The sequence below is a fragment of the Kribbella turkmenica genome (genome assembly GCF_004348725.1).
In the GTDB taxonomy this organism is placed as follows: domain Bacteria; phylum Actinomycetota; class Actinomycetes; order Propionibacteriales; family Kribbellaceae; genus Kribbella; species Kribbella turkmenica.
This window is the reverse complement of sequence record NZ_SMKR01000063.1, coordinates 23,548-36,815: the sequence shown is the minus strand read 5'-3', so window position 1 is coordinate 36,815 and position 13,268 is coordinate 23,548. Positions and strand designations below refer to the sequence as shown.

The window sequence follows — 13,268 nt, the reverse complement described above, 5'->3', positions numbered from 1 at the left end:
GTGCGGGTGATGGTGTAGGTAGTCCCGGAGAGGCGGAGTCTGGCAGTGGGGGCGGTGACGTTGAGGGCGGCGGTTTTGCGGCGGATGACGGCGGACGGCTCGGTGAGGTCGAGGTAGCGTTCGGCCTCGGTGAAGAACGGGGCCTCGGTGGCGTCGGCCGGGTCCTGTGGGGTGCCGGGGTCGCCGGCGACGAGGCGGGGGACGGCTTCGTCGAGGCATTGGCCGAGGAGAGTGCGCCAGGTCTGCATGATCGCCGGACCGTTGAGATCGTCCGGCAGTGGTACGACGCGTTGGGCGAGAATCGCCCCGGTGTCGAACTCGACGGCCGTCCGGTGCACGGTCGCGCCGACCCGCTCGTCGCCCTCGTAGATCAGCCGTTGCGGGGTCGGTCCGCGCCCGGCCGGCAGCGGGGACGGGTGGCAGTTGATCGCGCCGTACTTCGGGATCTCGAGGATCTCGCCCGGGATCAGCCGCGGGAACGCTGCCGAGATGATCACGTCCGGGCGCAGCGCCTCGATCACCGGCGCCGCGACCGTTCGCAGCTTGCCGGTGATCAGCGCGTTGCTTCCGGCCGGCAGGTCGACCGCGAGGGGACTGTCCTGGCCGTATCGATCGGTCCGGGGCAGCGTCACCACGAGCACGATCTCGTGCCCGTTCCGCTCGGCGAACTCGTGCACCAATCGGTAGCCCGGGAGGAACGCGTTCAGCGTGACGATCCGCAGGGGCGTCTGTTTCTCGTTCATCAGCGTCAGTCCGTCAGTCGTTTGGTCACAAGGTCAGGAGTCAGGTCGTCAGCCCGCGGACACCCGATCAGCCGGAGGCAGTGCTCGAGCTCCGAGCCCAGGTCGGTGATCAGACGGGTGACACCCGCGGACCCGCCGACGGTCAGCGCCCAGAGCGCGGGCCGGCCGACGAAGACCGCCCGGGCGCCGAGGGCGAGCGCGGCCAGGATGTGTTCGCCGCGGCGGATCCCGCCGTCGACGTACACCTCTGTGCTCGTGCCGGCCAGCGCCTCCGCGACCTCGGGCAGGGCCTGCGCGGTCGGGACGGAACCGTCGAGTTGGCGTCCGCCGTGGTTCGACACGATCACGGCGGCAGCGCCCGCGTCGGCGCACCGTTTCGCGTCGTCACCCCGCAGCACGCCCTTCACCACCACCGGCAACCCGGTGCGCTCGGCGAGCCAGCCGATCGCCTTCGGACCCAGGTCGTCCGCCTTCGCCAGGTCGTCGTCGGTCCACTCCCCGTCCGGCAGGTTCGCCAGCAGCTGACCCGGCTGGACGAGATCCCAGACCGTCTCGCCGGTGTCCTCTTTACGACCGACGACGGGGGTGTCGACCGTCAGCACAACGGCCTGCGCACCACCTGCGACCGCCGCGTCCACCATCCGCTCGGTGACCGAACGGTTCCGCACGATGTAGATCTGCAGCCACCACGGCACCCCGGTCGCCCCGAGGTCCGCGAACGTCGTCCCGGCGTTGCTGGAGATCCCGATGATCGACTTCGCCGCGTCGACCCCGCTCGCCATCGCGACCTCGCCGTCCGGATCCGCCATCCGATGCATCGTCGACGGCGCCACCAGCACCGGTACGTCGACCGACGTCCCGAGCACGGTGGTCGCCGCCGTGACCGTGGACACGTCGGTCAGCACGCGCGGCCGGAACCGGTAGGCCGACCAGGCCGCCACCGCCTCGCCCGCACTGACGCCGCCGGCCGAGCCTTGCCGGAAGTACCGGTGCACGGCTTCGGGCAGCTTCTCCGCGGCCTCGGCTTCGAGGGTGTCGATCCATCGCATGCGCCCCATCGTTACACCCGATCCGGCTCTCTGAGCCGGAAATTCCGGATGCGGTCCGGAAGGATGCCGGGCGAGTGCACTGCGAATTCCTTCCGCCCGCGGCCGGCCTGCCGGGTACAGTGGACGGCATGACGCAGTACGGGCGGCGATTTCCACGCCCCGGCCGGCACGACGGTGCCGACGGGGTGAGCCGTTGCTGCGCTCTCTCCTGAGGTGACCGCGGCCGACCGGGGTGGACCCCTGTCGAGACCGTCATCCTGGAGAGAACTCCCATGTCCATCACTGTGGAAGAACTGCACTCCGCTCTGTCCCTGCGCGACCTGACCGACCCGGCCCAGGGTCCGCACGCCATCCAGCTCGTCGTCGACTCGATCCGTACGGCGCTCGGCCACGCCTGGCCGTACACGGAGATCTGGACCAGACGCGACCATCCGGTCGTCACCCTGGCCGACAACTACGACAACCTCGGGTACGCCGCCGACGCGGTCACCCGGGAGGCCCGCTACACCCGCTACGCATCCGACCGCGAAGTACTCCGGAGCCACACCTCGGCGATGATCCCGCCGGCGCTGCGTGAGCTGGCCGGCTCGGCGTCCTCCGACGTACTGATGATCTGTGCCGGCATCTGCTACCGCCGCGACTCGGTCGACTGGCAGCACACGGGTACGCCGCATCAGCTCGACCTCTGGCGGATCAGCCGCAACGTCTCCCTCGGAGAGCCCGAGTTGGCGGACATGATCGCCCGGCTCGTCGACACGGTGCTGCCCGGCCGGAGGTACCGGACCGTGCCCGCCGTCCATCCGTACACGATCCACGGCCGCCAGGTCGACGTGCTGCTGGACGATCAGTGGATCGAGATCGGCGAATGCGGTGTCGCCGCTCCGCACGTCCTCCGCAAGGCCGGTCTGGACGCGAGTTGGACCGGTCTGGCGATGGGTCCTGGGCTGGACCGACTGCTGATGCTGCGCAAGGGCATCCGCGACATTCGGTTGCTCAGGTCAACAGATCCCCGGGTGGCGGACCAGATGCTCGACCTGACGCCGTACAAGCCGGTCTCCTCGATGCCACCGGTCCGCCGCGACCTCTCCGTCGTGGTCGACGCAGAGACCGATGTGTCGCCGGAGGCGCTCGGCGACAGGGTCCGTACCGCGCTGGGTGTCGACGCCGACGCGGCCGAGTCCCTCGACGTCCTGGGGGAAACGTCGTACGACGACCTGCCGCAAGCCGCTCGTGATCGCCTCCAACTCCACCCCGGTCAGCGGAACGTGCTGGTCAGGCTGGTCCTCCGGCCGGTGGACCGGACGCTGACCGACGCCGAGGCGAACGCCCTGCGGGACAAGGTCTACCGGGCCCTGCACGCGGGGCCGGTGCTAGAGCTGATCGGTTAGCCGGGAGACCGCGTCCAGGTCGTCGCGGAGCCGGACACCGTGGCCCGGCGTGGTGGGCAGGATCACCTCGCCGGGCACCAACTCCGGGAGTCCGTCGACCAGAGCGCCGTACCAGGTCCGGATGAAAGACCGAGCGGTTTCCTGGATCAACCCGTTGGGCTGGCTGCAGACGACGTGCGTGGCGACCGCGAGGGAGACCGGCCCGGTGCAGTCGTGCGGCGCGATCGGGACCGAGTACGCGTCGGCGAGCGAGGCGATCTTGACCGCCTCGGTGACACCGCCGGTCCAACCGATGTCGAGCGTGGCGACGTCGACCGCACCGCGCTGGAAGAGCGGCAGGAACCCGCGGCGGCCGATGCAGGTCTCGCCGGTGGCGATCGGGATGCCGATCTCCGCGCGCAGGTGGCCGAGGGCGTCGGCGGCGTCCGGCCGCAGCGGATCCTCGATCCAGTGCGGCCGGAACTCCGCCAGTGCCCGGGCGAGCTTGAACGCCGCGGTCCGGGTCCACAGCCCGTGGAGCTCGATCATCAGGTCCATCTCGAACCCGACCTCGGCGCGGATCGCGGCGACGATGTCGAGACCGGCGGCCAGGGCCCGCGGCGAGATGTCGGTCCCGTTGCTCTCCTCGGCGGCCTGGTCGAACGGCCAGATCTTCATCCCGCGCGTGCCTTCGTCCCACAGCTCGCGGGCGAGCCGGGCCGGGTGGTTCATGAAGGCGTACAGGTCCTCGTACTCACCGGCGTCCGCTGGCAGGCCCCAGTTCGAGGAACTCTGCAGCGTGGTCGTGCTGATGTAGCGTCCGCCCGCGCAGGTGTTGTACGTCCGGATGCGGTCGCGGACCGGCCCGCCGAGCAGGCGTGCCAGCGGCAGCCCGGTGTTCTGGCCGATCAGGTCCCACAACGCGATGTCGACCGCGCCGTTGCCGCGCAACTCGGCGCCACCGCCCTGATAGCCGACGTACGGCGTGAGCAGGGTCGCGACCTGTTGGGGCGCCGGGTTCTCCAGGCCGAGCAACAGCGGGGCGACGGTCTCGTGGATGTGCGCCTCGACGGCGGGCGCGCCGAAGAACGACTCCCCGAGCCCGGTCAGCCCGGTGTCGGTGTGCAGCCGGACGAAGCACAGGTTCGACTGGATCCGCGGGCGGACCGTCTCGACCGCGGTGATCCTCACTGCAGCGCCTTGCAGAAGGTGGCGGCCTTGGCGGTGATCTCCTGCCAGTTCCCCGCGGCCACGTCGGCGGGCGCGACGACGTCCGTCCCGGCGCTGACGGCGAGCGCTCCGGCGGAGAGGAAGTCGCGCGCGTTGCCGGCGTTGACGCCACCCGACGGGATCAGCGGTACGCCGGGGAACGGGCCGTTCAGGTCCTTGAAGTACTTCGGGCCGAACTGGTGCGCCGGGAAGATCTTCACCGCGTCGGAGCCCAGCGCCAACGCGGTCATCACCTCGGACGGGGTCAGGGCACCGAGGACGACGGGGATGCCGGCGGCGCGGGCGGCGTCGGCGACCGCCGCGGCCTCGGGACCTTGGCCGGGCGTGACCAGGAACTGCGCGCCGGCGTCGACCGCCTGCTGCGCGTGCGCGCCGGTCTGCACGGTGCCGGCGCCGACCACCGCACCGGTCTCGGCCGTGGTCGAGGCGGCGCGTTCCAGGTGCCGGGGGAGGTCCGGCGTGGTGTAGGTCAGCTCCACGACATGGATGCCGCCGGCAACCAATGCCGCACACAGGTCGCGGGCGTCGCCGATTTGCGGCGCCCGGACGACGGTCAGGACACGGTCGGCTCGCAGCAGGTCCAGCATGAAGCTTCCTCTCTAGAGAGTACGGCGGACGGCGCCGCCGGGGAGTGCGTCGGTGCGTTGGCACTCGTCGATCACGGGGACACCGTTGACGAGGACGTACGGAATGCCTTCGGCCTGCTGCCGGGGCTCGGCGAAGGTCGCGGTGTCACGGACCGTCGCCGGGTCGAACAGCACGAGGTCGGCGTGGTACCCCTCCCGGACGAGTCCGCGATCGGTCAGCCGCAGCCGCCGGGCCGGCCGGCCGGTGAGGTGATGGATGCAGTCGGCGAGCTCGAGTACGCCGAGCTCGCGGACGTACCGCGCGAGGTACCGCGGGAACGTGCCCCACGCCCGTGGGTGCGGTTTCGCGCCGACCAGGATCGCGTCGGAGCCGCCGGTGTGGCTCGGATGGCGCATGATCGCCCGGACGTTGTCCTCGTGCCCGACGTGCTGCAGGATCGAGGTCGCCAGGTTGTCCCGGATCAGCAGGTCGAAGAACACCTCGGCCGGCGGGACGCCGGTCTCGACCGCGAGCGTGGCGACCGTCTTGCCGACGACCCCGTCCAGCGCCGGGTTCTTCACGCCACCGATCTCGATGGTGTTCCAGTCCGTCACGCACCCGTGGCAGCCGTCCGAGCCGACGTACTCCAGCTCGTGCGCGATCCGGGCCCGAAGGCTGGAGTCCCGCAAGCGAGCCAGCTGTGCGTCCGGGCCGCCCTCGGCCGTCCAGCTCGGCAGGATCGCGGCCAGCGTGGTCGCACCCGGCAGGTACGGGTAGGTGTCGGTGGTGACGTCGACCCCGTTCGCGACCGCCTTGTCGATCATCGCGACCAGGTCGGCGCCGCGGCCGCGGTTCGGCTCGAAGTTCATCACCGCGTGGGTGAGGTGCAGCGCGCACCCCGACCGACGGGCGACCTCGACCATCTCGCCGTAGGCGTCCAGTGCGCCCTTGCCGTACGACCGCTGGTGTGGGCTGTAGTAACCGCCGTACCCGGCGAGGACCGTGCACAGCTCGACCAGCTCGTCGGTGGTGGCGAACATGCCGGGGGTGTAGGTGAGGCCGCTGCTCATCCCCACCGCTCCCTGCCGCAGGCCTTCGGCGAGCAGGCGCTTCATCTCGTCGAGCTCCGCGCGCGTGGCCGGGCGGTTCCCGGTGCCGACGACCATCATCCGCAGCGTGCCCTGCGGAACCAGGTACGCCGCGTTGCACGCGATCCCCCGGTCGAGCCGGTCCAGGTAGCCACCGACCGTCGACCAGGAGAACTCGAAGTCGCCCGGTTCGCCGTTCCAGCCGGCGATCTGGCGGCGCACCGTGGCCCGGGTCGGGTCGTCGATCGGGGCGAACGAGAGGCCGTCCTGGCCGAGGACCTCCAGCGTGACGCCCTGACTGACCTTGGCGGTGTGGTCCGGGTTCGCGAGGATCTGCAGATCGGAGTGCGCGTGCATGTCGATGAACCCGGGGGACAGCACCAGCCCATCGGCGTCGATCGTCCGGCGGCCCGCCGGCAGATCGTTGCCAACAGCCACAATCCGTCCGTGCGCGACGGCCACGTCGGCCTGGGCACCGGGAGCGCCGGAGCCGTCCAGGACCGTGGCACCCCTGATCAGCAGATCGGTCATCTCAGAAGAAGGTCCTGACCAGGTCCACCACGACCGGGTCGGCCGCGTCCGGATCGTCCACCACCGGGATCAGTCCCCACTTGTCGAACGCCGTGCACGGGTGGGACAGCCCGACCCGGAGCTCGTCGCCGATGACCACCGGATCGCCGTCGAACCGCAGGAACCCGTGCTGGTCGTTCAGCTTGGTCACGGTCATGCCATCGGCTGCCGGCACTGGCGCGCCGTCCGACCGCGGCCGGACCAGCTGCGGCTCGGGCAGGTCCTGGTCGAACGGCAGGTCACGCCGGCCCGCGTCGAAGATCGCCAGCCCCGGCTCGGGTTGCGACGTGATCCGGACCCAGCCGTGCATCGCGGAAACCAGTCGGTCCCCGTCCGTCCGCGGGGACTCCCCGAGCGGCGAGACCCGGCGGTACATGCCGTCGTCGTGCGTGATGTATGCGCCGGACCGGAGGACGACGCGCGCTCCGTCCTCGCCGAGTGGCGCCAGGACCCTGGCCACGTCGTCGAAGTACTGGCTGCCTCCGGCGCTCACGACCGGTACGACGTCCGCGTCGTACAGGCCCCGCTTCCGCAGCTGGGTGTGGATGCCGCCGAGGTCGCGCAGGTACGCCCGGACGGTCTCGAGCTCGGCCTCGTCGACGCCGTGGCCGATCGCGCCCTCGTAGCCGGCCACACCGGCCAGCCGCAGGGTCGAGGCCTCGGCGATCGCCTCGCCGACGGCCAGCGCGGTCTCGGCGTCCCGGGCGCCTGTCCGGCCGTCGAGCCCACCGACCTCGACCAGCACGTCGAGTGGCCGGGCGCCCGGACCGACGTGCGCCGACCGGGCCGCCTCCATCAGCTCCACCGTCCGGACCGAGTCGGCCCAGACCAGGACCTCGAACGTCGGGTCGGCCGCCAGTTCGTCGGCGATCCAGCGCAGTTGCAGCGGAGAGACCACTGCGTTCGCGATCAGCACCCGGCTCACGCCGTACGCACGGGCGACGCCGAGCTGGAAGCCGTTCGCAAGGGTGATGGCCCAGGAGCCGGCCGCGAGCTGCATCGCCCAGAGCGCCGGAGCCATCGTCGTCTTGCCGTGCGGGGCGAGCTCGACGCCATGGTTGGCGCACCAGCGGGCGAGGGTGTCCACGTTGTGCCGCAGCCCGGGTTCGGACAGAGTCAGCAGCGGAGTGGGCAGCTGGGAGAGCCGCGGCTTGTCCGCCAGCACGTCGGCGACGGTCCGGCCCCAGAAGGCGGGCGGCAGGGCCTTGTCCTGCCAGCTCACCTGCCGGTCGGCGAGAGCGGCGAGGGCATCTGCATCGTAGGAGACTGGCATCGGATCCTCTGCACCTTGAGATTGCAGATCACGCAACGATGATTGCGCATTCTGACTCCACGGTTGTAGCATCGCGCCGGAACTCACGTCAACGAAACGTGGTCCGCCCCATCCCATCACTCGCCCGCCGAGGAGTGCCGATGTCCGACGCCGTTGGTGAGACGGGCCCGACCGCGATCTGCCTCGGCGAGGCGATGATCATGCTCACCGGCGACGCGGGCGGGCCGCTGGAGGACGTCGAGACGTTCCGGCGGTCGGTGGGCGGGGCCGAGTGCAACGTGGCCGGCAGCCTGGCCGCGCTCGGGATCGCGACGAGCTGGATCTCGCGGCTGGGAGACGACGGGTTCGGCCGGCACGTACTGCGTGATCTCGAGCAGCGCGGCGTCGAGATCGGCGGCGTCGAGGCCGACCCGGAGCGGCCGACCGGGCTCTACGTGAAGCACTCGATGGACGGCAGGTCGCGGATGCACTACTACCGCTTCGGCTCGGCCGCGTCGGCGATGGATCCGTCGTTCCTCGACCGCCGCCCGGTCCGTGAGCGGCTGGCACGTGCGGCGTTGGTGCACACGACCGGCATCACGGCGGCGATCTCCGAGTCGGCTGCCGCGATGCTCGAGCAGTTGGCCGGCGAGCAGCGTGACTACATCCTGAGCGTCGACCTCAACTGGCGGCCGGCGCTCTGGCGGGACAAGGACCCAGCCGTGTTGTGGCGGGTGCTACGGGCGGCTGACGTCGTACTGATCGGGGCTGACGAGGCTGAGGTCTTCGCCGGCACGAGTGACCCGGCTGAGCTGCGTGAACTGCTTGGATTTCCGTCGACGTTGGTGATCAAGAACGACGCGCATACTGCGCTCGTGGTGGAGCCGGATGGTCGTCGTACCGAAGTGCCTGCACTGAGCGTCGAGGTGGTCGAGCCGGTCGGTGCCGGTGACGCTTTCGCGGCCGGGTTCCTTGCCGGGACGTTGCAGGGGTTGCCGATGGAGCAGCGGTTGCGGCTGGGGCACCTGGGTGCGGCGGCGGTGCTGGCTGTGTCCGAGGACCACGCGGCGCCGCTGGACCCTACCGTCCGGCAAGCCCTGTTGACCTGTTCCGACGAAGAGTGGGCCGCAGTCCGGGTCGGTCCGGCGGGTGTGAAGCTGCCATGAGTCAGAGCCTCGCCAGGGCTTTGCGGATCCTCGCCAGCCTGGGGGAGGGCGACCGGTCGCTGGACCAGCTCGCGACCGAGCTCGACGTGCACAAGACGACAGTGCTGCGGCTCCTGCGGACCATGGAGGCCGACCGGTTCGTCCGGCGGGACGAGTCACATCGCTACCGGCTGGGGTCGCGGCTGTTCGCGTTGGCGGACGCTGCCCGGGAGGAGTACGTCGTACGGGCTGTGGCTGGACCGCACTTGCGTCAGCTGAACCAGAAGACCGGGCAGACCGTGCACCTGGCGGCGTGGGAGAACGGTGAGGTCGTGTACGTCGACAAGCTCGACAGTGTGCGATCGGTGCGGATGTACTCGCAGGTCGGCGTACCGGCGGCACTGCACTGCACCGCGGTCGGGAAGGTGTTGCTGGCGGCTCAGCCGGCGCGGCAGCGGGAGGCGTTGCTGGCGTCGATCGACTACCACGCGTTCACGCCCCGAACGATCACCGATCCCGACGTACTGCGTGCGGAGCTGGATGCGGTTCGGGTGCAGGGCTGGGCGCAGGACCGGGCCGAGCACGAGTCTTTCATCAACTGCATCGGTGCGCCGGTGACCGACCATGACGGCCGGGTGGTCGGGGCGGTGTCCGTCTCGGTGCCCGACGTACTGCTGAACTACGAGCAGGTGCTGGAGCTCCTGCCCGACCTGCTCGCCACAGCCGAGGCGATCAGTGCTGACTACAACTGAGAGGTATGACGCTGATGTCCGACAAGACCGCCGTCCTCACGACCGACGCCCCCGCGCCGATGCCGGTGTACTCACAGGGTGTCCGTAAGGGCAACATCCTGCAGGTCTCCGGTCAGGGGTCCGTCGACCCGGCGACCGGTGAGTTCGTCTTCGCCGACGACGTGAAGGGCCAGACCACCCGGGTCCTGCAGAACGTCGAGGCGATCCTGACCGCCGGCGGCGCCTCCTTCGACGACATCGTCATGGTGCGCGTCTACCTGACTACCCGCGACCACTTCACCGCCATGAACGAGGCGTACGCCGAGTATCTCTCCACCCGCACCCCCAGCGGCGTCCTCCCCTCCCGCACCACCGTCTTCACCGGCCTCCCCAAGGAAGAGATGCTGGTGGAGATCGACGCCCTCGCCGTCCTGAGCTGACCTCTCGGCGTGAGCCCGGTGACCGTCAGCGGCCGGCGGTGACCGGGTTGGTGAGGGTGCCGAGTGCCGGGATTCGGCATTCGGCGGTGTCGCCGGGGGTGATGTGGGCGGCGCCGGGGGTGCCGGTGGAGATGATGTCGCCGGGGTAGAGGGGCATGACCTTGCTGTGGAAGCTGATCAGGAACGCCGGGCTGAAGGCCATGTTGGCGACGGTGTTGCTGCGGTGGACCGCCCCGTTCAGGACCGTGGAGACCTCGACTGCCTCGAGTGAACCCCAGTGTGCGAGGACGGCGTCCAGGCCGACGATCGTGGGGCCGAAGGAGAAGAAGCCGGGGAAGTTCTTCGACCGGGTCAGGAAGCGCGGGTTGCGTTCGAGGATGTCCTCGGCGGTCTGGTCGAGCACCGGCACGACGCCGTACACGTAGTCGAGCGCCTCGTCCTCCTCGACCTGGTAGCACTCCCGCCCGATCACCAGCCCGAGCTCGGCCTCGGCCGTTGTCCGGTGGCTCTGCGACGGCACCGGGATCGGGTCGCCCGGCCCGATGATCGTGTGGTCGCCCTTCATGAACGACGCGGGCTCGGTCGGCACGTTCTCGGACAGGTCGCCCGCGTGCTCCAGGTAGTTCAGCCCGATGCCCCACAGCTTCCGCGGATGCCGGTACGGCGCGACGAACTCCACATCGGCCGGATCACGCCAGCCGGCCGAGGCTGCCGCCTCCGCGAGTTCGGTCAGCGACGCCCGGGCGAGCACCGAGAGCGCGTCGCCCGCGAACCCCAGGCCGGCGGCGAGCACCCACCCCCGGTCCGGGTCCACCACCACCGCAACTTCATTGCCATTAGCAACTTTCACGGATCCCAGCTGGACCGGCATGGTGCTCCCAACATGATCGGCGAGACCTGTGGCCACCCTAGGCAGTGCGCTGTCCGTCTGGTGAGAGACCGCGCTCCTTTCCCGCATCGTGGGATAGTCTTTCGCTATGCAGGAACCAGAGCTCCGTCGTGGCTCGGTGCAGTCGATCGACCGGGCGGTGGCGATCCTGCGGTGTTTCGACGCCCGCACGCCCGACCTCGGCATCAGCGACCTGGCTCGCGCGACCGGGCTGTCCACCAGCACCGTGCACCGGCTGCTGCTGGCGATGCAGGAGAACGGGCTGATCCGCCAGACCGCGCACCGGCGCTACGCCATCGGCCCGCTGGTCGCCCAGCTGGCGCACAGCGGCGGGATTCCGGCCGGTTTGCGCGACGCCGCGATGCCGGTCCTGCGCGCGCTCCGGGACGAGACCGAGGAGACGGCGGCGGTGCACGAGTTGCTGCCGACCGGCGAACGCGTCGTCCTGGACCAGGTCGAGAGCCGGCACCAGTTGCGTCGTACCTATACGGAGTTCGGCATCCCTGTGCCGTTGCCGCTGGGGGCCCCGGGCAAGGTCTTGCTCGCGTTCTCGCCGTGGGAGCGGCAGGCGGCGGTCCTGTCGGCGCCGCTCGAGCAGGTGCTGCCGCAGACCATCACCGATCCGGCCGTGCTGGCCGCGCAGCTGGCCGAGATCCGGACCCGCGGGTTCGCCAGGTCGATGTCCGAACGCACACCGGGCATCAGGTCCGTCGCGGCGCCGGTCTTCGGCTTCTCCGGCCAGGTCGCCGGCTGCCTGTCGATCTCCGGTCCGGAGATGCGAATGCCGCCCGAGCGACTCGAGGAGCTCGGTGAGTTGATCGTCCCGGCCGCCTGGTCGGTGTCGGAGTTGCTCGGCGCGACCGAGGCGAACCGTGACCTCTGGACGGCGCGGGCGTCCGCGCCGGCCGGGTCGGTCCGATGAACCTCTGGCGGATCGCGCCGTCGGTCTACCTCCCGGCGCTGCTCTACGGCATCGGCCAGGGCGCCATCGCGCCGGTCGTCGCGGTGTCCGCAACCCACCTCGGCGCCTCGGTCGCCGCCGCCGGACTGGTCGTCGCGGCCGCCGGCCTCGGCCAGGTCATCGGCGACATCCCGGCCGGCGCGCTCACCAACAAGATCGGCGAACGCCGCGCCATGCTCCTCGCGACCGGCCTGGTCGCGCTCGCGCTGGTCGCCTGCCTGCTGGTTCCGACGGCCTGGGGGCTGGCGATCGCCATCGGCGCCACCGGAGTGGCCGGGGCGGTCTGGGGCCTGGCCCGGCAGGCCTACCTGAGTGAGGCCGTGCCGATCGAGATGCGCGCCCGGGCGCTGTCCACGCTCGGCGGCGTCCAGCGGATCGGTTCCTTCATCGGCCCGTTCCTCGGTGCGTTCGCGATGCGGTTCCTCGGCACCGACGGCGCCTACTGGGTCCACCTGGTCGCCGCGATCCTGGCCTGCGGTGTGCTGCTCAGCCTGCCCGACGTCGAGTCGGTACGACGTACGCGCGGAAGCCGGCCGGTCGCGGCCCAGTCGACCTGGACCGTGATCGGGGAACACCTGCCCGTGCTGCGGACCCTCGGCGTCGGCGCTCTGCTCGTCGGTGCGGTGCGGGCGTCGCGGCAGGTGGTGATTCCGTTGTGGGCGCTGCACATCGGGCTCGACCCGGAGACGACCAGCATCATCTTCGGGCTGTCCGGTGCGGTCGACATGCTGCTGTTCTATCCGGCCGGCTCGGTGATGGACCGCCTTGGGCGCAAGTGGGTCGCCGTACCCTCGATGTTCGTGCTCGGGCTCGCGCACCTGCTGCTCCCGTTGACCGACTCGACCGCCACGCTGACCGCGGTCGCGCTGCTGATGGGCGTCGGCAACGGGCTCGGGGCCGGAGTGATCATGACGCTTGGCGCGGACGCCTCTCCACCGGTCGGGCGGGCACAGTTCCTGGGGGCGTTCCGGCTGTTCGCCGACACCGGCAACGGTGCCGGGCCGTTGCTGCTGGCGGGGGCAACCGCCGTTCTCGGGCTGGGGCCTGCGATCGTGATCATGGCGGGGACAGGATGGGCGGCCGCGACCGCGATGCACCGCTGGATCCCACCGCACCCGCTGCCCGACCGGACCGCCTGACCGGGACCGATTTGGTTCCCACGTCACCGTCAGGCACAATGAATGCTGCCGAAGACCGCTGGTCGTCACCCGTGCGTTTGTAAAAGTGTGAGGGTGA

General features: G+C 70.6%; 13 protein-coding genes. 6 read left to right on the top strand and 7 right to left on the bottom strand.

Annotation, left to right across the window (positions count from 1 at the left end):
• Together E1218_RS16345 and E1218_RS16340 are read right to left on the bottom strand one after the other, a co-directional pair.
• The coding region (locus E1218_RS16345; protein WP_267900312.1) for a methionyl-tRNA formyltransferase at positions 1-743 on the bottom strand (743 nt) is incomplete at its 3' end.
• Between the two features lie 5 nt (positions 744-748).
• Positions 749-1,792 carry an alpha-hydroxy acid oxidase gene (locus E1218_RS16340; protein WP_132320950.1) on the bottom strand — a complete coding sequence of 348 codons (1,044 nt, stop codon included), beginning with the start codon at positions 1,790-1,792 and terminating at the stop codon, positions 749-751.
• Positions 1,793-2,064: 272 nt separating this feature from the next.
• Here E1218_RS16340 and srmL point away from each other — a divergent pair, with 272 nt between their 5' ends.
• Positions 2,065-3,180 (top strand): PheS-related mystery ligase SrmL, encoded by a 1,116-nt coding sequence (srmL, locus tag E1218_RS16335; protein ID WP_132320948.1) that lies wholly within the window; start codon positions 2,065-2,067, stop codon positions 3,178-3,180.
• On the opposite strand, the gene E1218_RS16330 is transcribed toward srmL, so the two are convergent.
• From E1218_RS16330 to E1218_RS16315, 4 genes are read right to left on the bottom strand one after another with little or no spacing between them, the layout of a single operon-like run.
• The gene (locus E1218_RS16330) at positions 3,163-4,350 is read right to left on the bottom strand and encodes a mandelate racemase/muconate lactonizing enzyme family protein (RefSeq protein ID WP_132320946.1); all 1,188 of its coding nucleotides are present in this window, start codon (positions 4,348-4,350) and stop codon (positions 3,163-3,165) included. The genes srmL and E1218_RS16330 overlap by 18 nt on opposite strands.
• A complete protein-coding gene (locus E1218_RS16325) occupies positions 4,347-4,976 on the bottom strand; it encodes a bifunctional 4-hydroxy-2-oxoglutarate aldolase/2-dehydro-3-deoxy-phosphogluconate aldolase (protein WP_132320944.1) in 630 nt (209 codons plus the stop codon). The genes E1218_RS16330 and E1218_RS16325 overlap by 4 nt, the downstream gene beginning before the upstream one ends.
• 12 nt (positions 4,977-4,988) lie before the next feature.
• Entirely contained in the window at positions 4,989-6,575 is a 1,587-nt protein-coding gene (locus E1218_RS16320) for an N-acyl-D-amino-acid deacylase family protein (RefSeq protein WP_132320942.1), read from the bottom strand.
• A 1-nt stretch (position 6,576) separates the two neighbouring features.
• Positions 6,577-7,887 (bottom strand): type III PLP-dependent enzyme domain-containing protein, encoded by a 1,311-nt coding sequence (locus E1218_RS16315; protein ID WP_132320940.1) that lies wholly within the window; start codon positions 7,885-7,887, stop codon positions 6,577-6,579.
• Between the two features lie 140 nt (positions 7,888-8,027).
• Here E1218_RS16315 and E1218_RS16310 point away from each other — a divergent pair, with 140 nt between their 5' ends.
• The 3 genes from E1218_RS16310 to E1218_RS16300 are packed head-to-tail and all read left to right on the top strand — an operon-like array spanning position 8,028 to position 10,182.
• A complete protein-coding gene (locus E1218_RS16310) occupies positions 8,028-9,032 on the top strand; it encodes a sugar kinase (RefSeq protein ID WP_132320938.1) in 1,005 nt (334 codons plus the stop codon).
• Positions 9,029-9,763, top strand: coding sequence for an IclR family transcriptional regulator (locus E1218_RS16305; RefSeq protein ID WP_132320936.1), 735 nt, complete (start codon positions 9,029-9,031; stop codon positions 9,761-9,763). Before E1218_RS16310 ends, E1218_RS16305 begins: the two co-directional genes overlap by 4 nt.
• A 14-nt stretch (positions 9,764-9,777) precedes the next feature.
• Positions 9,778-10,182: a RidA family protein gene (locus E1218_RS16300; RefSeq protein WP_132320954.1), complete on the top strand. Its 405-nt coding sequence runs from the start codon at positions 9,778-9,780 to the stop codon at positions 10,180-10,182.
• Positions 10,183-10,207: 25 nt separating this feature from the next.
• On the opposite strand, the gene E1218_RS16295 is transcribed toward E1218_RS16300, so the two are convergent.
• The gene (locus E1218_RS16295) at positions 10,208-11,032 is read right to left on the bottom strand and encodes a fumarylacetoacetate hydrolase family protein (RefSeq protein WP_202866046.1); all 825 of its coding nucleotides are present in this window, start codon (positions 11,030-11,032) and stop codon (positions 10,208-10,210) included.
• 127 nt (positions 11,033-11,159) lie between these two features.
• Between E1218_RS16295 and E1218_RS16290 the strand changes: the two genes are divergently transcribed.
• Together E1218_RS16290 and E1218_RS16285 are read left to right on the top strand one after the other, a co-directional pair.
• Positions 11,160-11,993, top strand: coding sequence for an IclR family transcriptional regulator (locus E1218_RS16290; RefSeq protein ID WP_132320932.1), 834 nt, complete (start codon positions 11,160-11,162; stop codon positions 11,991-11,993).
• Positions 11,990-13,171: an MFS transporter gene (locus E1218_RS16285; RefSeq protein WP_132320930.1), complete on the top strand. Its 1,182-nt coding sequence runs from the start codon at positions 11,990-11,992 to the stop codon at positions 13,169-13,171. Before E1218_RS16290 ends, E1218_RS16285 begins: the two co-directional genes overlap by 4 nt.
• Positions 13,172-13,268 lie beyond the last annotated feature (97 nt).